Source organism: Planctomycetota bacterium, assembly GCA_016207825.1.
Classification (GTDB): domain Bacteria; phylum Planctomycetota; class MHYJ01; order JACQXL01; family JACQZI01; genus JACQZI01.
The window spans coordinates 23732-42146 of the sequence record JACQZI010000030.1; the positions used below are offsets into that span (position 1 = coordinate 23732).

The following is an 18415-nucleotide window of genomic DNA, read 5'->3' on the forward strand; positions in this document are numbered from 1 at the left end:
TCATTCATCCCGCGGTATAAATCATTCAGGGAAATTCGGACACTTCCTGTTTTTCTTTGAGTAATATACCCCTCCTACGGAGGATTATAACTTTTCGCTTAGTTACTGACAAGGGAAAAATCTTACTCTGTTTAATCGGTGTAATCCTGTTGTCTGTTAATTGGAATGTATTTAGAATTGACTCGCGAATAACTCGCCTGCCCCGTAGGAACTGCGGACAAACGGGCCCGAAGCAATCGCCTTAAAACCTATTTCATATCCGGCTTTTTCGTAGCGCTTGAACTCATCCGGATGGACAAACCTTACCACGTCAAGGCATCTCTCATCCTTCTTGGGTTTCAGGTATTGCCCGATGGTTACCATATCGCACCCGATTGCCTTTAAATCCGATAACACATTAATCACTTCTTCTTCCGTCTCGCCAAGGCCGAGCATCAAACCGGATTTAACGATTATATCAGGCGATATCTTTTTCGCCATGCCTAAAAGATTAAGCGAACGGTAATAATCCGCGCCGGGCCTGACTACCGGATAAAGCCGCGGAACGGTTTCAAGATTATGGTTAAAGACATGCGGCTTGGCATTAAGCACTTCCTTCAACGATTCTTCATTGCCCTTGAAATCCGGAGTAAGCACTTCCACTTTCGCTTCCGGCTGGCCTTTACGGAGAGTTCTTATAGTCTCGGCGAAATGCCTGCTCCCGCCATCATGTAAATCATCGCGCGTTACCGAGGTGACCACCACGTGTTTTAATCCGAGCTTCCTGCTGATTTCGGCGATGCGTTCGGGCTCGGCATGGTCAACCGGTTTGGGCGCGCCCCCATCAATAGCGCAGAAACGGCATGAGCGCGTGCAGGTATTTCCGAGAATCAGGAAGGTCGCCGTTCCCTTGCCGAAACATTCCATCAGGTTCGGGCAACGGGCGCTTTGGCAGACTGTATGCGCGGAATGTTTTTCCAACAGCTGGTTTGTCTTAAGGCTTTCGCCCAAAGGAGGGGTTTTACGCTTAAGCCATTCGGGAAAATTACTCATTCAAGGCCTCTTGCCACAGAGGCACAGAGAACACCGAGAAATGCAAAATCCTATAATAACTCTGGAATATCCGAACCTTGTCTTCTTTTCATAACTTTATTATAATAATTTCTCTCTGTGAACTCTGTGTCTCCGTGGCTAATTAGTAGTTTTTGCCGGAACCACTAAAGCATCGCCACTTTTTGGGGAATATACGAAAGGTGCGTCTTTACCACCGTCGGCTCGACATCGAATATCTTATTATAACAACTGACGAACTCTTTCGTCACATCGCTCATCACCGGGTTCTTACCTGTCAGCTTTCCGATTGACGTAATCTTACAGCCGTTTATCCCGCAAGGGTTGATATAATTGAAATAATTCAAATCCGGATTGACATTCAGCGCGAAGCCGTGGTAAGTGACGCCTTTGGAAACGCGCACGCCGACAAATCCGATTTTCTCATTATTCACCCAGGCGCCGATATATTTGGGCTTCCTCTCGGCTTTAACACCGAAGTGCTCCAGCGTTTGAATCATCGCTTCTTCCAGGAGCTCCACATACTGGCGGATTGTTTTCTTATGGTATGCCAGGCTGATTATCGGGTAGCCGACCAGCTGCCCGGGCCCGTGATAGGTCACATCTCCCCCGCGGTCTATTTTCCGTAAGGCAATCCCCTTCTTCTTCAGCTCGTCTTCGTTGACAAGAATATTTTTGGCGTTTCCGTTCCTGCCGACTGTTATGACCGGAGGATGTTCCAGTAATACCAGGTAGCTGTCCTTACCTTTATGCTCCCTGATTCGCTCGACCAGCTCGAACTGGAAAGATAATGCCTCGTCGTAAGGGATAAGTCCCAGTTTAAATACCGTGCATTGCTTCATTTCTAAACCCTAAATCAAAAAGGAATCCGGAAATCAGAATTTATTTCCGCCTTCCCTGACTCTTTCGAGATATTTGCCTTCGCGCGTATCCACGCGGATGACCTCGCCGTTTTCCACGAAAGGCGGCACCTGGATGATAATCCCTGTCTCGACCTTTGCCGATTTATAAACATTGGTGACCGTGGCGCCTTTAAGTCCCGGCTCGGTTTCTATGACTTTCAAATCAACCGTATTGGGCATCAGGATGCTGATGGCTTCCCCGTCGTAATAATTCACCAGCACTTCGGTATTCGGTTTTAAATAGCCAAGACCATCGCCGATAACCTCCTTGTTAAGCATTATCTGGTCGTAGGTCTTAAGGTTCATAAAGACGAAATGTTCGCCGTCCTGATAAAGGTATTCCATGGCGATGCCTTCGACAAAAACCTGTTCCACTTTATCTTCGGAGCGGAAACGGTTCTCTTTGACATGCCCGAGTTTCAGGTGGCGCATCTTGACCTGCACCATCGCCCGCCAGTTGCCGGGCGCGACGTGCTGGTAATCCATGACGACGTACGGTTCGCCTTCGAACTTGATAACCATTCCTTTTCTGATATCCGTTGAACTTATCATAAACTATTTCTATAGTGACGAAAGGCTATAGATTATATGATTAATTAAAACCAAGTCAAGAAAATATTCTCACCGCAAAGACGCAAAGAAAAACACGAATTTCACGAATGGAACAAATCAGACGAATTATTAAAACCGGTTTTCTATGACGATATCTTTCAATTCTTTTCTCGGCTTGGGCGCGGGGGTTTCATCCGGGAAGCCGAGCGGCGTCAACGCAACCACCCGCAGATTAGACGGCACGTTCAAAATCTTCCTGACATCATTCTCGTTAAACGCGCCTATCCAGCAGGTGCCTAATCCTTCTTCCGTAGCGGCGAGCACAAGGTGCTCCATGGCTATCCCGATATCCAGAACCATGCTCGTCATATAACCGCCCTGCTTCTGGTAAGATTCGGCATCCGAGCCGCAGGCAATAATTGCAACCGGCGCTTGGATAAAATATTTCTGCCCCTTGCAGGCATCGACCAGCGCCTCGCGGATTTTCTTATCCTTCACCACGACAAAACGCCAGGGCTGTCCGTTCTTGCCGGAGGGCGCCAGACGCGCGGCTTCCAATACATTCATCAGCTTTTCTTCCGGAACCGAATCGGCTTTATAATTCCTTATACTCTTACGCGTTTTGATAATTTCGTAGATATTCATTATTTCACCCTCCTTATAATTAGCCACTGAGGCACAGAGGACACAGAGTAAGAACTATAATTATTTTTCTCTCTGAGCGCTCCGTGGCTCTGTGGCAGAAATTGATTGTATCCCCAATTCTTTCAACTGTTTCTCATCCACTTCACTCGGCGCATTGGTCATCAGGCACCTTGCCTGTGTGGTCTTGGGGAAGGCAATCACATCGCGGATGGAATCCAGGCCTAATAGCAGCATTACCATCCTATCCATTCCGAGCGCAATCCCGCCGTGCGGCGGCGCGCCGTATTTTAATGCCTCCAGAAGGAATCCGAATTTCATATTCGCATCCTCAGGCGTAATCTTTAAGAGGTTGAATATCCTCTGCTGCAGCTCGGTCGTATTGATACGGATGCTTCCACCGCCCAATTCTGTCCCGTTCAGAATAACATCATACGCCTTTGCCTTGGCTTCCAAAGGCTTTTCTTCCAGATTCGCCATGGATTCATCCGTCGGCGAGGTAAAAGGATGATGGGTGCTCGTCAACTGCTTGTCTTCTTTACTATATTCAAACAGCGGGAAATTCACAACCCAGCAGAATTTATAGTCATCGCGCTTGATTAATCCTAACTTACCGCCCAGATAAACCCTGACTGCAGAAAGCGCGGCGTTAACGATAGAATCTAACCCGGCAACAATCAGGATTAAATCACCCTCTTTGGAACCGGCCTTGGCGATGATTTCCTTCTGTAGCTCCGGCGAAAAGAACTTGGCAACCGGTCCGGTCAAGGCGTCCTTTTCCAGCTTGAACGGAACCACCCCGGCCGCGCCGTATTCCTTGGCGACTTCGGTGATTTTATCTATATCCTTGCGTGAGAAGGCAGCGCATTTCTCGGCATTAAGGCATTTGACTATCCCGCCCGACTGTATTATTTCCTTAAAGACCTTGAATTCGCTCTTCCCCGCGATATCCGTAATATTATGTAAGAGCATCCCGAACCGCAAATCCGGCTTATCCGTCCCGTAAGAGCCCATCGCTTCTTTATAATCCAGCCGCTTGAACGGAATCTCTATCTTCTTATCAGCCCCGCCTCCGTCCCGCAAGGCGGGACTTCGGGGACTTCGCTGCAGTTCAGCCTTTTCAAAGACCTCGACCAGCAGGCCTTCTATCAGATTGATGATATCATCCTCTTTGATAAAGGACATCTCGATATCAAGCTGGGTGAATTCGGGCTGGCGGTCGGCGCGCAAATCCTCATCGCGGAAACAGCGGACTATCTGGTAATATTTATCCATCCCGGCAACCATCAGGAGTTGCTTGAATAATTGCGGTGACTGAGGAAGCGCGAAGAAATGTCCGGGGACGGTGCGGCTGGGCACGAGGTAATCCCGCGCGCCTTCCGGTGTGCTCTTAGTGAGAAACGGAGTTTCTATATCAAGGAAACCCTGCTTATCCAGATAATTCCTGATAGCCTGCGTTATCTTATGGCGCATGATAAAGCACTTCTGCATCTCGGCGCGCCTGAGGTCAAGGTAGCGGTATTTTAAGCGGATATCCTCCGCAGGCAGTTTATCTATTTCATCGAGCATAAACGGAGGCGTCTCGCTTTTGGCAAGAATCGTAAGCTCATTGGCAAAGACCTCTATCTCACCTGTCGCCATTTTGGGGTTGACCATACCGTCCGGGCGCTTATTGACCGTGCCTTTTATGAGCGCGACGTATTCGGGCTTGAGTTGTTCGGCTAATTTATGGACGTCTTTATTCCGTTCGGGGTTGAATACCACCTGTGTAAACCCGTAGCGATCGCGCAGGTCTATGAAGATAAGCCCGCCGTGGTCACGGCGCGTCTTCACCCAGCCGGCTAAGGTAACGTCTTGCCCGACTGCCTTGGCATTAAGCTCTCCGCAAGTGTGCGTCCGGTAATTCATAAAACCTAATCTATAAACATTTCGCCGATAAGTCAAAATAAAATCGGTAACAATTACATTTGACCTGTAATGAAAGGATGGTATACTTATCTTATCGTGAAAAAAGTCATTATTGTATCAGGCATCATTATAGCAGCATTATTTGTGTTTATCCTCGTCACCCTTATTATAAATCCATGGTCACATATAGCTTGTACAGAACATTACTTTGATATCAATAGCGGGAAAATCAAGATAGAGAATTATTTTTTATACATAAAAACAAAGGAACAAATCTGCGACACAAAATTCTCCTTGTTATATAAGAATTTTTATCCAGAGGCAAAAGAGCCTAAGTGGCACGCAACAAATACAACTTCGCCAATGATTAACTATGGGCCTCACTATGCTTTTCATGGGGCAGCCGCTTGGGCAGCATTGTTAATTCATTACTTTGAAAACAAAAAGGATATATATGAAAACAGGAAAAAAGAAGTAGTAAAAGGATTTATAGACGCTTTGAATTCAGAGAATAGTGATAATAAAGCTTACGAATATGTGAAAAAAGTAATGGAGGAAACCTCAAGCCCAGATGTGAAATAAAGAAGAGGCGCCCAAACTTAACGCCCTCCCACCTGTTAGCACCTTCAATGACCCTATTAGCTCAAAAGACCCAATTACCCATAGGCAAGGGTTATTGCCCCCTCCGACCTACCTCGCCGGTAGGCGGGAGGGGTTTTAAGCACCTTTTAGGTGGTTTTAACCCATGTCGGAACCGTTCAGCGCATGCGATAACTCATTCAGCTCATGCGATATACCGTTCAGCGCATGCGATAACCCGTTCAGCGCATGCGATAACCCAATCAGCGCATGCGATATACCGTTCAGCGCATGCGATGAAACATTCCAAGCATGCTACGAAACATTCATCCATTGGAATAACTCATTCATCCCTGGGTCTAAGCCCTTGCGACCTTGGTCGGAAACCTTCAGCCCGTGGATTGAGCCCTTCGCTCCCCAGTATAAACCGTTCGTTCCTCCCCGCGTGGGCGGGACTCCCTGCCTGTGGCGAGGCTCGTCCCGGCGAACGTCGGGGCGGCAAAGGGGCTAAGGGGTAGGTAATGCCATTGTTAGAATGCTTAAGCGTTGAAATCCTACTCATACCGCAGGGCTTCCATGGGGCTAAGGCGCGCGGCGCGGACCGCCGGAAAGACTCCGGCAACCAGTCCGATTCCGGTGCAGAAAATAAGAGCGGAGACTATTATCCACCAGGGAATCCAGACCGGCATTCCAATCAGCGTTAATACCACAAAGGAAACCGCACTGCCGCAACCGACCCCGATAATGCCGCCGATGATGCCGATGAATCCGGCTTCCAGAAGGAACTGGCGGCGGATATCCGAATCTTTGGCGCCCAGCGCCTTCCTTATCCCGATTTCACGCGTCCGGTGCGCCAGAGACCCGAGCATGATATTGGTTATCCCTAAGGCACCCACGAGCAATGACAATGCCGCCATTGCCACGATAAATCCGGTCAGGGCATTGATAATCGTCCCCAGTATGGAAAGCATTTCATCCTGCGTGTGGAAATGGAAATCATCCTCGCCCTTATGGCGCTTCATCAGCATATCCTTAATCTTTTCGCGGATGATTGGCAGGTCTTTTTCCTCTTTTGCCCAGACAACCATTTCCAGTATTTTCTTGGTTCCTAAAAGGCTTTGGGCAGTAGTAATGGGGATAAGAATGATATCATCCATATTGAAACCGAGCATCTCGCCTTTTTCCTCCATCTCGCCGATGCAGGTAAATTTGGTTGTGCCTATCCAGATTTTTTCCCCTATAGGGCTAAAGGCGCCGAAGAGCTTATTCCGGATGGTCTTGCCAAGGACGCAGACCCTTCTGCGGCTGTCCACGTCGATATCGCTGAAGAATTTACCTTCGGCAACTTTATGGTTTACCAGACGCGGGTAATTGGCAGTGAGGCCCTGGACCATGGTCCGGTCTTCCTTGTTGCCGAACCGGGCGTTGCGGGAACCGATGACAACCGGGATGACGTCTATTACTTCTGGTATCCTATTTTTGACCTGTTCGGCATCGTCATAGGTCAGTTTGCTGGGTTCTATGGGAGGGTCCATCTCGCCCGGATGGACAACCAGGGCATTGGAGCCGAAACCCATGGATTGAATCTGCGCGGTAATAAAGCCCTGGGCGCTCTGCCCCATTGAAACGAAGATGATGGTAATGCCGATTCCGACCGCGATTCCGACCATGGTCAGGACGGAGCGGAACTTGTTCAGAAGAAGCGTCTGAACGGCGATATTAAAATTTCTCGGCAGTTCCATAGTTTTTAGCCACCGATTAGACAGATTTATTTAAAACATTAGCATTTAATCAGTGAAATCTGTGGCTCTCTTTATATAAATCTCCCGTCTTTCATATTGATAACCCGGTTGCCGTATCTATGGACATCCGGATTATGGGTAACCAGGAAAATAGTTACCGATTTACGGTTTAGTTCCGCAAAGAAGTCCATAATATCCCCCCCGCTTTTGGAATCAAGATTTCCCGTTGGCTCATCTGCCAGGATAAAGGTGGGGTTATTGATAAGGGCGCGGGCAATGGTTACGCGCTGCCTTTCACCGCCGGATAACTGGGCGGGTTTATGGGAAAGGCGGTGTTGCATATTGACGTCCTTAAGCAATTTCAGGGCGCGTTCCTCGCGTTCATCCCTGGCGATATCCGCGTAAACCAGCGGCAGCTGGACATTCTGGAAGACGTTAAGCTCAGGCAGGAGATTATACATCTGGAAAACAAACCCGATTTTGGAGTTTCTTAAATCCGCAATCCGGTCTTTATCCAGGCTGGAAACATTGATGCCATCCAGGAGTATATCACCACCGGAAGGCATGTCCAGGCATCCGATAAGACTAAGCAAGGTTGATTTACCGCAACCAGACGGGCCGGAAAGGATGACGAATTCGCCGCGTTTGATGGTAAGGTTTATATCTTTAAGCGCCTCGACCTTAACCGTGCCAATATCATAATTTTTGGACAGCGCTTTGGTTTCAACAACGGGTTTGTCATCTACCCCCATATACTCCATATGATAACATCTTCTAAAATAATACTATGTATAACTTGTCATTCCGTGCCTGATACGGAATCTAAGCATTTTTTACTATGGAGTAACGGGGTGAACATTAACCCTTTTTCCATCCTTCAGTTTTTCCAATTCGGTTATGGCAACGGTTTCGCCATCTTTCAAGCCTTCGGTTATTTCGACTTTTTCTGATTCTTTTATGCCTACTTCGACATTGCGCTTTTGGGCATAGCCGTCTTTTACGACATAGACATAGAACTTCCCGCTTTCGGAAAGGACGGCTTCACGTGGAATCACAAGGACATTTTCCTTGGGCTCGATAATGATATCCGCGTAAAGGGACATTCCAGGCCTCAGGCATTCGGGATATTCCTGCATTTTTACTATGCCGCGGAAGATACGCTCTTCACCGATTGTCGAAACATCTATCCGCTCGCCTTTGAGTTCGGCTTCGGCGATAATCTGGTCCAAGACGCCTTTGAATTCCGCACCCGGGCAACCGTCAGCCGTAATGCGGACGCTTTGCCCTATTTTAACATCGCCGATATCGGAATCCGCGATTTCTATTTCGATATAAGCGCTTTTCGGATTGACGATGCGGACCAGAGGAGTTCCCGGCACCACGGTTTCGCCTTGTTTTTTATAGACAATAGTTATAACACCGTTAATCGGGCTTTTGATAGTTGCTTTATCCAGAAGGTCTTTGGCGGATTTCAAAAGCGCATTTAACCCGTCGTTTGCCAGCTGGGCGGTTTCATAGTTTTTCCGGGCGCTTTTATAGGAAATTTCAGATGCCTCCAGCTTATCTTGAGAAACCGCGCCTTCTTTTTCCAGGGATTGCATACGCTCGAAATCAGTTTTGGTTTTCTCGTAAATCGATTTCAGGTCTTTTATCAGCTTCTCATTGGCAGATAGTTCTGTTTCAGCCTGGGTAACGCGGCTGGAAAGCTGGGTTTTTTCCACCTCGGCAATGATATCGCCTGCATTGACCGGTTTGCCTTCCTCCACCAGAAGTTTTTCTATCTTGCCGGAAACTTCCGAGCTGATATTGGCATCTTCTTTGGTCCTGACCAAACCGTCTTGAGGGACAATTTTGCTGATTATCCCCCGTTTAACCACGGTAGATTGGACAGTAACCGGCCACATAGAATACACTACGCCAAGTGCAACAAGGATTACCGCGATGACTGCAATGATTAATCCTATCTTTTTCATAACGATTTAATAATACAAAAGAAGCGTTGAGAGGTCAAATCAAATGGTATTTGGTCTCCACCAGTCTTCAATTATCTACGGAATTATAATATTCTCTTGACAATATGAATTCCTGGTGGCTAAATACTTATTATGTCTTTTAAACCTGAACAAAAACTGGAAGTATTTGATTTAACCAACGCGATGCTGCCGCCCGGCATACTGGAAAAAGTGCCGGTTGATTTAATTAATAAACACCATTTTGTCCCCATCGGCATTAAGGATAATATTCTCACAGCCGTTTTCGGAGAAGTGCCTGACGAAGCGGCCGTAAACGAGATTAAAACCGCCGTAAAGTACGACATTAAACTCGCCCTTGCCCCGAAGCATACGGTAAGGGATTATGTCAAATCCATAGTCGAAGGCAAGGACACTCCCTACCAACAGTCTTCAGCCGGTATATCCGAAACAGTCATCCAGGTAACCCGGTCGCAGATAACCAGATATAAGAATTTCGCTAATGAGGTTCTTTCAACCAAGAAAAAGCTGAACTACATCATCATAGGCGGGATTATATTCGCGGTGGTCTTTATCGCGGGACTTCTCATTATCCCCAAAATGTTCAGCGAGACCGAAAAAGAAGAAACGATGAAAAGCCTTGCGGAACAACAAAACAGGCTAAAAATGTTGGAACAGGACATCTCAACCCCCAAGGCTTCGCTCGGAGAAACGATATACGATAACAATCATAATGCGGTTGTGCTTATCTATATTTATGATGAAAACGGCAAGAGGTCTTCCCAAGGCAGTGGCTCGATAGTCCGTAGCGACGGCGTGGTACTAACCAATAACCATGTGGTGGAAGGGGCTCATTCCATAAAAATAACGAGGGACATTTCTTCCACAAACCATGCCAATGCCCAGGAAGAAGTAGAAGCCGAAGGCATTATCTTTGTTGATGGGGAAAACGACCTGGCTTTGGTAAAAATCAAAAGGGATAACTACCCGACCGTAAAAATCGGCGATTCGGATAAGATTAAAAATGGGGAAGACATATTTGTCATCGGCAGCCCCTTGCACATAATATTATCGCAGGGAAAATTAAACACCATGAATACAATATCTAAAGGCGTCGTTAGCAACCAGAAAGACAACAAAATCCAGATAACCGCACAAATCTCAGGTGGGAGCAGCGGAGGCCCTGTTTTCAACGCCAAAGGCGAACTTATCGCGGTTGTCGTATCCACCATTATTTACACACCGGATATAAACGCCCAGAATATAAATTTCGCCGTGCCTGTTAATTTTATAAAGGACAAGATACAATTGAAGAAATTCACTCCGGCTGCCGAATATTTCGAAAATGCCTGGGACACAGACGACGGCTACTGCCTGCGCCAAGGCAACAGGGCAATGGATGCAAAAAGATATGATGAAGCTTTTGAATACTTTAAGCAAGCTGTAAACATCAACCAGGATTGCGCCGATGCACACTTCAAATTAGGGGCTTTCTATTTGCAGATGGAACCGCCGGATTTCCAAAGTGCCATAAGTTCCTATAAAGAAGTAATTCGCGTCCAACCGGAAAATATAGACACGCATTATTGGCTGGGAATTTGTTATTGCAATGTCAACAAACTTGAAAGCGCCAGAAGAGAATACAGGGCTCTTAAAAAACTGGATAAAGACGCAGCTGAACAATTGCTTGCCGTCATAAATAAACTTGACCCGGAAGACGAGGAATAAACCGGATTAATATTATTTAGCCGGTTTTCGCCCGCCCGCATGGGCGAGATTCGCCAAAGGTGACAGACTGATAAGCGCCCCAAAACGCCCGGTTCTGGCGCCATCGCGCCGGAAGGAGTAAAACCATTCCGGATGGCATTTAGTGCAGATATTGGCGGATTCTATATGGGAAAGCCACAACCCGGCATGATGGAGCAGGTTGCGGTTGAATGACCACAAATCAAAATATGTTTTGCCTTTTCGTTTGATAATGGAATGGCGGCCTATCGGCGCAAGCGTGGTGATTACATTAATGAAATCTTTTTTGACCTCGTAACAACACGGCCCGATGGAAGGTGAAATAACCGCATGGATATTTTTGGGCTGTGAGCCGAACTGGACACGCATCCGTTTAATCATCCTGGCACAAACGCCTTCTACCGACCCGCGCCAGCTGGCGTGAATTACGGCAACGGCTTTTTTCTCGGAATCGTAACACAGGACCAGGGGACAATCAGCCGAAAGCGCCATAAGAACCACTTCTCTATTATCCGTAAGCATACCGTCAATTGATGCAATCGGATTTTTATCCAAAACCCCTCCCCTGCCTTTTTCATTATTAGTAATGACCTTGATATTGCAACCGTGCACTTGCTTGCCTAGGGTCAGGTTTTCAATTTTTATTCCCAAAGTCTGGCACATCCGCCGGCGGTTTTCCAAGACATTAGCAGGGTCATCTCCGGTGGTGAAAGATAAGTTTAAAGAATCAAACGGTTTCGAACTAACCCCGCCAATGCGAGTGGATACCGCCTGTATAACATCCATAAAACCATTCAGGGCATCAGACTGAAAAAACAATAAGTTACCAATATGTTTCTGGTGCATAATCCGCTTTACCCATACTGACCCGCGGCAAACGCTTTTATGCGCGGGGCTTTTATTCCGATATCCTTACGGTAAAATGAATTCTCAAAGGTGATGGCTTCAACGGCTTGATAGGTAATTTTACGCGCTTCTTCTATATTTTTACCGCGGCCGGTTACACCGAATACACGACCGCCGGTAGTTACAACCTGCTCATTTTTCCAAGCAGTCCCTGAATGGAATACCTGGATATTTTTAATCTTCTCTGCTTCGGCTAATCCGTTGATGACAAACCCTTTTTTATAATCACCGGGATAGCCGCCTGAAGCAATCACCACGCATAAAGCCGTTTCCGGATACCATTCAGGAGATGCAACCTTATGAAGTTCCTGTTTTATGGTAGCCAACATCAAAGGTATAATATCACTTTTCAATCTGACCATTAACGGCTGTGTTTCCGGATCGCCGAATCTTACATTATATTCGAGCACTTTAGGTCCGTTTGAAGTTAATATCAATCCGGCATAAAGAACACCCTGATACGGGACACCGCTTCTTTTGAGCCCGTGGACAGTTGGGATAATGATTTCCTTGATAATCTGGTTTATCATTTTGGGAGAAACAAAAGGGACCGGCGAATAAGCCCCCATCCCCCCTGTATTGGGACCCTGGTCGTTATCCAAAACGCGTTTATGATCCTGCGCCGGCTCCAAGACAAGTATGGAATTTCCGTCAGTAATTGTCAAAATCGAAACCTCTTCACCCTGCAGGAATTCTTCGGCAACGACGATTTTGCCCGCCTCTCCGAAAGAGCGTTTTTCCATTACATTTTTAAGCCATTCTTCAGCCGATTCGATGGTTTCGCAAATAGCCACGCCTTTACCGGCTGCCAGGCCGTCCGCTTTAAAAACAACTGGGAATTTAGCCTGTTTCATAAAGGCACGTGCTTCAGTAAAAGTCTTCAGAATGCTGAAATGTGCAGTCGGCACTCCGTTCTTTTTAAGTATATCCTTGCAAAACGCCTTGCTGCCTTCGAGTTGGGCAGCCGCCTTGCTCGGACCGAATATTTTAAGGTTATCTTCCCTGAATAAATCAACGATACCATCAACCAGAGGCGCTTCCGGACCGACCACGGTAAGGTCTATTTTATTCTTAAAGACAAAATTACGCAAGGCCAAAATATCGGTGGCGGGAATTTCCAGGCATTCAGCAATTTTACCGATACCGGCATTGCCCGGCGCGCAGTAAATCTTTTTAACCATGGGCGATTGGGCGATTTTCCAAACCAAGGCATGCTCCCGACCGCCACCTCCGATTACCAGAATTTTCATACCCTACAGATTAAACAAAGAGAAAATTCTTGTCAAGAGTTAATTGCTATGCTATTATCCCTTACCTTCGGTATGGGACTCCCGATTATTCGGGTACCCCCGAAATGAAATGGAGTGGGGTAAAAAATTATGTCCATTTTAGGAAAACTATGCGAGCAGTTCCTAGAAGCTGGGTGGCTGGCCGCCCTGATATTATCCGCTTTCTTCATGAACATCTACACGCAGCGGATGTTTGAGCCAGATAAAGCCGCACTGGTTAGATCACTCGCCATTTTGATGGTGATTGCGGTAATAATAAAATTCCTGGAAAAAGGGAAGTCTGTTTCTAATACGCAAGCCAATACGGCACCAGAAACAATAAAACCAATCGTTTCCGCTTGGAATTCCATCCGTAAATCTATTATCCTGCCAGCCATCATATTTTATTTTTCTTATCTTATTTCATCTCTGCTTTCGGTCCTGCCGTGGAACAGCTTCCTAGGCTCCTATGACCGTTTGCAGGGTTTATATACAACTTCCGCTTATTTTGTCATTTTCATCATTGCGGTAATGCATATAAAAACACTTGCCCAGATAAATCGGATAATTAATGCGGTCATTCTTACATCCATTCCGGTGATGGCTTACGGCTTGACGCAAAAATTAGGATGGGATCCTGTCCCGTGGCAATCCATGGATCCGACTGTCAGAATTTCCTCCACCATGGGCAACCCTATTTTTATGGCGGCATATCTTATTATGGTTGTTCCTATTACTTTAGGAAAAATGTTCGGCTTAATCAGCTATAAGGAAAAAAGCAGAGGGTGGATTTTCTGGTTGAAAATAAGCCTTTATATTATTGTTATCGCCTTGCAAATACTTTGCATCGCTCTTTCCCAAAGCCGCGGACCGCTTTTGGGACTCATCGGAGGTTTTGTTATTTTCTTAATCAGCTACAGCATCGTTTATAAGAAGACAAAATTGCTGGTATTATCAATAAGCAGTATCGTGCTTTTCGGAGCTTTTGTTGCGGTCTTGAACTTGCCTAAAACGCCTCTTGAACCTTTAAAGAAAATCCCTATTCTTGAACGTTTAAGCAAACTTAATCCAAAGGAAGGCTCCGGACGCGTAAGAATGATTCTTTGGAACACAGCTTTTAAAATGATGAAAGATACCGTTAACCGCCCGGAAAAGTTAGACCCCTATCACTACAGCCAGCCTTGGCGACTGGCCTTAGGTTACGGGCCGGAAACAATAGGAAATACTTTTTACCGCTACCACACCACTGAACTGGTCGGATTCGAAGGTTCCACGGTACATGCCGATAATTGCCATGACAGCGTAATCAACACCTTCGTAACCCAAGGACTCTTCGGAGTAATCACTTTCCTTACATTAATAATGGGAATATTGTATCTCGGAATCAAAAGCGCCATGAAAATAAGCGACCCCGAATCGAAACTTGTCACTATTGGAATTGTTAGCGCCATTTTATCACATTTCATAGAATCACTTTTTGGATTGCAGATTGTAGTAACGCTTACTCATTTCTGGATTTTTATCGCAGCGCTTTATTTTATTTCCCAATTAGCAAATACCCGACCGGATGAAACAAAAAATAATGCCAAACCGGATAATGCCGATTTAGAAATAAAGAATAAAAAGAAAAACCAGATAAAACCACCTGAACACGAAATAGAAAGTTTTGGGATGTTCCTATTAAGAAGCATATTCTGGACATATATCGGCGTAACGATAGTGGTTGTTATCATGGTCGTCAAATTTGACTGGCCGAACATGGAAACCGTTATTGTAAATTGGATTGGAGGAACTTATTTATATATCCTACTGGGTTTATTAATGGGAGCTTTAAGCCTTACCGGGGCAAATAAAGACGCAACAGAAAAGAAAAACACGATAGCCCGATTCATGAACACATCATCATTCAATATTATTCCTTACGGAATATTAATCACCGCCGGGTTTATCCTGATATTCCTGACTAATCTAAAACCAATCCTAGCGGATGGGTTTTATAAATTCGCCTTTTCGGCTGATTCGGAAATAACCAAAAGCCTAGTCCCTGAATATATGAGAGCAAAGAATTTATGGTATCAGTTATATTACCAGGAAGCAACCGGCAAAACACTAACCCCTGACCAGCAAAAACAAAAAGAATCAGCCTATAAACACTTCAAACAAAAGCTGGGAGAAACCTTAAATTTAAGGATCCATAGCCTGTTGCAATTACAGAAATGCCTGAAACTTTCACCGAATGAACCGACTTATCTTAACGGAATGGGAAGGCATTATATGGAACTCGCCATGCGACAATGGGATGATCTGGCACAAACCGGTATTATAAATATGAACGAGAGAACTAACCAGCTTTCAAAAATACCTGATATTCATGAAATAATCAATTTTACAGGAAAAGACTATATTGATAAATTTACCAAGCACGACCTAATGCTGTGTTGCCGGGCGGTAATTGAGCGCGCTTACAAAGTTGAACCAACCAATTTTGAAAGATTAATCGCAATGGCACGTGTGTATCAATCATTAATCGGCATTTCCGCCCCTAGTGAACAAAATTTTTACAGGGAAAAAGCTGCTGAATTTTACCAAAAGTCTTACGACGTAGCCCCATCACACCCGACTGCACAGGAAGGTTTAAAACTAAGGCAGGAACTACTCAAAACACAACAACCAATAACCCCTTAATTATCTGCTAATCACACTCGCAAAAAAGCCACAACGACGTACTGGTGGAATAGACAATTCTATTAAGAAGTTAGATAATACAAGAAAATACGTTAGTTCACCTTGCAAAAAAGCGCGCTAATTGGCTGTTAGTCAACTTATAAACGGAAGGGCGCCCGTGCGGGCAAGTCAGTTCCCCTTTAAGATTAACCCCACGCTGGTGGTATTGCTCTAGCAAAGCACTTATTTCGCCGTCCGAAAGCCGCATCCCTGATTTAATGGCCGCCTTACATGCGACTAATTTTAAAATACTGCTTTTATTAAATGATTTGCCAGAAACATCTCCTTCTTCGGAAACCGATTGCACTATTTCAACAATTATATCCTTTATGTTTTGGCCACCGATGAAACCAGGCACGGCGCGTATGATTATGTTATCACGCCCGAATTCCTCTATCTGAAAACCTAACTCCGTTAAATGAGGCAAGGCGTCTTTGATAATCGTCATCTGCCCTGCTCCTAATTCAAGCGTTTCAGGTATTAATAATTGTTGCACGATGGTGCCTTTATTTTTATCATCCTCCAGCAAACGCTCGTAAATCAAACGCTCATGCAAAGCATGCTGGTCTATTATTATAAGCCCATCGACAACCTCCTCTATAATATATGCATTATGTATCTGGATATAACGCTTTGAACTAATAACATTCTGTCCGTAAAACTCTTTTGCGGGATAAGTTAATAAAGGGCCTTTGGATAAGTTATCAGTATAAATATCCGATTTACCGTTAAGCTCTGTATCAACACCTATAGCCGGATCTTTATTAGGGTGTGCACCAAAGAAATCCACCATCGCCTGCAGAATGCGATTGTCTGCAAACACGGCCGTTTTGTTTGCAGCTAACCCATTGCTTTCACCCTTCGCCTCAATGAAATCAGAAGAAGTCAATACCTTCCTTATTGATGCGGTAATCATGTTATGCACCTGCCATGTATTACGGAAACGGACCTCTATTTTAGTCGGATGGACATTGACATCAAAATCCTGCGCGGGCAAATCTAAAAACATAATCACTACCGGGAAACGATGAGGCGGAATAAAATCGCTATAAGCCTGTATAATGGCACGGCTGATAATACGGTCGCGGATATAGCGCCCGTTAAGATAAATCCACTGCATCTTCATTGTAGATTTTGTATGAACAGGAGTAGACATATAAGCTGTAAGAAACCAATCATTTTCCCTGTTTTCTGTTTTGACAAATGAAGATACCAGTTCCTCCCCCAGAATATATTTAAAGCGATTAGTTACATCATTTGTTTCCGGTAAATTTATAACCGGCTCATTATTATGAACAAGGTCGAATCTGACACAGGGATAAGACAAAGCATAGCGTGTAACAACATCGGTAATATGGCCGAATTCGACGGAATTACTTTTAAGAAACTTTTGGCGCGCGGGCGTATTAAAAAACAGGTTATTAATCTCTATCATGGTACCGTTTAATCCGGTCGCCGGGCGGGGTAAATCAATATGGCTCTCCTGCGCGGTAATTTCCCAGGCTTCAGGCTGGCTTTCTGTTTTCGATACAACTTTTATCTGGCTGACTGATGCAATGCTCGCCAAAGCTTCGCCTCGGAAGCCTAATGATTTAACAGAAAAAAGCTCTTTCTCTGTCGATATTTTGCTAGTCGCATGCCTAACAAAAAGCAGCTTTAAATCTTCCTGAAGCACGCCCGAGCCGTTGTCTGATATCCGGATAGACCTCTTCCCGCCTTCCGCGATGTCGATTTTTATATAAGAAGCCCCGGCATCAAGAGAATTCTCAATCAGCTCTTTGACAACTGAGGCGGGACGCTCAATAACCTCACCGGCTGCGATTTTATCTACCAATAATTGTGGTAAAACTTTAATTCGACCCATAAGCAAAAATTATATCTATTCCTACTCAAAGGGTCAAACAAATTCTTTCTGCAAACCCTGCTTGATAAAACCGTGATTCCTGTTTATTATTACTTGACAGTTTATGTAATTTAAGTAATATATGTCGGATATGAAAAATAGATTTGGGGCATATATTTATTTGTTATTGGCTATTTTAGCTTTAATATTACCTGATTGCGCCGGCACCAAAGGTTCAAGTAGCGTAGAAACAAGCGGCATTAAACAATCATTTAACAAGTTTTCCGATGCCATGGTAAAAGGCGAACTGGAAACTGCTTATAACCTGTTAAGCTCATCTTATAAAATGGCACAACCATTTGATGATTTCTGCGCTGAATACAATGAAAATAAAGAGTTTCTAGTCATCCAGTATAAAAATGCCTCGCTGACAACAGTTGCCATTGAAGGCAATAATGCCACTGCAAGAGTCAGATGGGGAACGGGAGAAGATCAGGTTCTTGATTTTCTTAATGAAAACGATACATGGAAAATAAGCCGTAAAAGCCAGCGGAGAATTAGGACGACTCGATAATTTACGAGG

Annotated in this window: 15 protein-coding genes; 4 read left to right on the top strand and 11 right to left on the bottom strand. The window is 45.1% G+C overall.

The annotated features are described in order from the left end of the window. Positions 1 to 171: 171 nt before the first annotated feature. The 5 genes from lipA to aspS form a co-directional block, all read right to left on the bottom strand. The gene (gene lipA / locus HY811_10720) at positions 172 to 1032 is read right to left on the bottom strand and encodes a lipoyl synthase (protein ID MBI4835270.1); all 861 of its coding nucleotides are present in this window, start codon (positions 1030 to 1032) and stop codon (positions 172 to 174) included. A 164-nt stretch (positions 1033 to 1196) separates the two neighbouring features. Continuing rightward, positions 1197 to 1892: a lipoyl(octanoyl) transferase LipB gene (lipB, locus tag HY811_10725; GenBank protein ID MBI4835271.1), complete on the bottom strand. Its 696-nt coding sequence runs from the start codon at positions 1890 to 1892 to the stop codon at positions 1197 to 1199. Between the two features lie 33 nt (positions 1893 to 1925). Next, positions 1926 to 2504: an elongation factor P gene (gene efp / locus HY811_10730; GenBank protein MBI4835272.1), complete on the bottom strand. Its 579-nt coding sequence runs from the start codon at positions 2502 to 2504 to the stop codon at positions 1926 to 1928. A gap of 129 nt (positions 2505 to 2633) precedes the next feature. Then, positions 2634 to 3149, bottom strand: coding sequence for a nitroreductase family protein (locus HY811_10735; GenBank protein ID MBI4835273.1), 516 nt, complete (start codon positions 3147 to 3149; stop codon positions 2634 to 2636). A 60-nt stretch (positions 3150 to 3209) separates the two neighbouring features. Next, positions 3210 to 5054 (bottom strand): aspartate--tRNA ligase, encoded by a 1845-nt coding sequence (gene aspS / locus HY811_10740; GenBank protein MBI4835274.1) that lies wholly within the window; start codon positions 5052 to 5054, stop codon positions 3210 to 3212. Between the two features lie 96 nt (positions 5055 to 5150). Here aspS and HY811_10745 point away from each other — a divergent pair, with 96 nt between their 5' ends. Continuing rightward, entirely contained in the window at positions 5151 to 5636 is a 486-nt protein-coding gene (locus tag HY811_10745) for a hypothetical protein (protein ID MBI4835275.1), read from the top strand. Positions 5637 to 6187: 551 nt separating this feature from the next. On the opposite strand, the gene HY811_10750 is transcribed toward HY811_10745, so the two are convergent. The 3 genes from HY811_10750 to HY811_10760 all read right to left on the bottom strand — a co-directional run bounded on the left by HY811_10750 (position 6188) and on the right by HY811_10760 (position 9348). Then, positions 6188 to 7375 carry an ABC transporter permease gene (locus HY811_10750; protein ID MBI4835276.1) on the bottom strand — a complete coding sequence of 396 codons (1188 nt, stop codon included), beginning with the start codon at positions 7373 to 7375 and terminating at the stop codon, positions 6188 to 6190. 71 nt (positions 7376 to 7446) lie between these two features. Continuing rightward, positions 7447 to 8127 carry an ABC transporter ATP-binding protein gene (locus HY811_10755; protein MBI4835277.1) on the bottom strand — a complete coding sequence of 227 codons (681 nt, stop codon included), beginning with the start codon at positions 8125 to 8127 and terminating at the stop codon, positions 7447 to 7449. An 84-nt stretch (positions 8128 to 8211) separates the two neighbouring features. Next, positions 8212 to 9348, bottom strand: a complete 1137-nt coding sequence (locus HY811_10760; GenBank protein ID MBI4835278.1) for an efflux RND transporter periplasmic adaptor subunit — start codon at positions 9346 to 9348, stop codon at positions 8212 to 8214. 132 nt (positions 9349 to 9480) lie between these two features. Here HY811_10760 and HY811_10765 point away from each other — a divergent pair, with 132 nt between their 5' ends. Then, on the top strand, positions 9481 to 11073 hold the full coding sequence (locus tag HY811_10765; protein MBI4835279.1) for a trypsin-like peptidase domain-containing protein: 1593 nt from the start codon (positions 9481 to 9483) through the stop codon (positions 11071 to 11073). 12 nt (positions 11074 to 11085) lie between these two features. Here HY811_10765 and pgeF read toward each other — a convergent pair whose 3' ends face one another. Next, positions 11086 to 11937: a peptidoglycan editing factor PgeF gene (pgeF, locus tag HY811_10770; GenBank protein MBI4835280.1), complete on the bottom strand. Its 852-nt coding sequence runs from the start codon at positions 11935 to 11937 to the stop codon at positions 11086 to 11088. A gap of 8 nt (positions 11938 to 11945) precedes the next feature. Continuing rightward, entirely contained in the window at positions 11946 to 13247 is a 1302-nt protein-coding gene (gene purD, locus HY811_10775; GenBank protein ID MBI4835281.1) for a phosphoribosylamine--glycine ligase, read from the bottom strand. Between the two features lie 129 nt (positions 13248 to 13376). On the opposite strand from purD, the gene HY811_10780 reads away from it, so the two are divergent. Continuing rightward, positions 13377 to 15950: an O-antigen ligase family protein gene (locus HY811_10780; GenBank protein ID MBI4835282.1), complete on the top strand. Its 2574-nt coding sequence runs from the start codon at positions 13377 to 13379 to the stop codon at positions 15948 to 15950. Positions 15951 to 16047: 97 nt separating this feature from the next. On the opposite strand, the gene mutL is transcribed toward HY811_10780, so the two are convergent. Further along, positions 16048 to 17853, bottom strand: a complete 1806-nt coding sequence (gene mutL, locus HY811_10785; GenBank protein MBI4835283.1) for a DNA mismatch repair endonuclease MutL — start codon at positions 17851 to 17853, stop codon at positions 16048 to 16050. 130 nt (positions 17854 to 17983) lie between these two features. On the opposite strand from mutL, the gene HY811_10790 reads away from it, so the two are divergent. After that, positions 17984 to 18406, top strand: a complete 423-nt coding sequence (locus tag HY811_10790) for a hypothetical protein (GenBank protein MBI4835284.1) — start codon at positions 17984 to 17986, stop codon at positions 18404 to 18406. Positions 18407 to 18415: the final 9 nt, after the last annotated feature.

What these genes read in the sequence shown, in the direction of transcription:
- lipA (MBI4835270.1), bottom strand. Translation starts at nt 1,032, where the DNA reads ATGAGTAATTTTCCCGAATGGCTTAAGCGTAAAACCCCTCCTTTGGGC.
- lipB (MBI4835271.1), bottom strand. Translation starts at nt 1,892, where the DNA reads ATGAAGCAATGCACGGTATTTAAACTGGGACTTATCCCTTACGACGAG.
- efp (MBI4835272.1), bottom strand. Translation starts at nt 2,504, where the DNA reads ATGATAAGTTCAACGGATATCAGAAAAGGAATGGTTATCAAGTTCGAA.
- HY811_10735 (MBI4835273.1), bottom strand. Translation starts at nt 3,149, where the DNA reads ATGAATATCTACGAAATTATCAAAACGCGTAAGAGTATAAGGAATTAT.
- aspS (MBI4835274.1), bottom strand. Translation starts at nt 5,054, where the DNA reads ATGAATTACCGGACGCACACTTGCGGAGAGCTTAATGCCAAGGCAGTC.
- HY811_10750 (MBI4835276.1), bottom strand. Translation starts at nt 7,375, where the DNA reads ATGGAACTGCCGAGAAATTTTAATATCGCCGTTCAGACGCTTCTTCTG.
- HY811_10755 (MBI4835277.1), bottom strand. Translation starts at nt 8,127, where the DNA reads ATGGGGGTAGATGACAAACCCGTTGTTGAAACCAAAGCGCTGTCCAAA.
- HY811_10760 (MBI4835278.1), bottom strand. Translation starts at nt 9,348, where the DNA reads ATGAAAAAGATAGGATTAATCATTGCAGTCATCGCGGTAATCCTTGTT.
- HY811_10765 (MBI4835279.1), top strand. Translation starts at nt 9,481, where the DNA reads ATGTCTTTTAAACCTGAACAAAAACTGGAAGTATTTGATTTAACCAAC.
- pgeF (MBI4835280.1), bottom strand. Translation starts at nt 11,937, where the DNA reads ATGCACCAGAAACATATTGGTAACTTATTGTTTTTTCAGTCTGATGCC.
- purD (MBI4835281.1), bottom strand. Translation starts at nt 13,247, where the DNA reads ATGAAAATTCTGGTAATCGGAGGTGGCGGTCGGGAGCATGCCTTGGTT.
- HY811_10780 (MBI4835282.1), top strand. Translation starts at nt 13,377, where the DNA reads ATGTCCATTTTAGGAAAACTATGCGAGCAGTTCCTAGAAGCTGGGTGG.
- mutL (MBI4835283.1), bottom strand. Translation starts at nt 17,853, where the DNA reads ATGGGTCGAATTAAAGTTTTACCACAATTATTGGTAGATAAAATCGCA.
- HY811_10790 (MBI4835284.1), top strand. Translation starts at nt 17,984, where the DNA reads ATGAAAAATAGATTTGGGGCATATATTTATTTGTTATTGGCTATTTTA.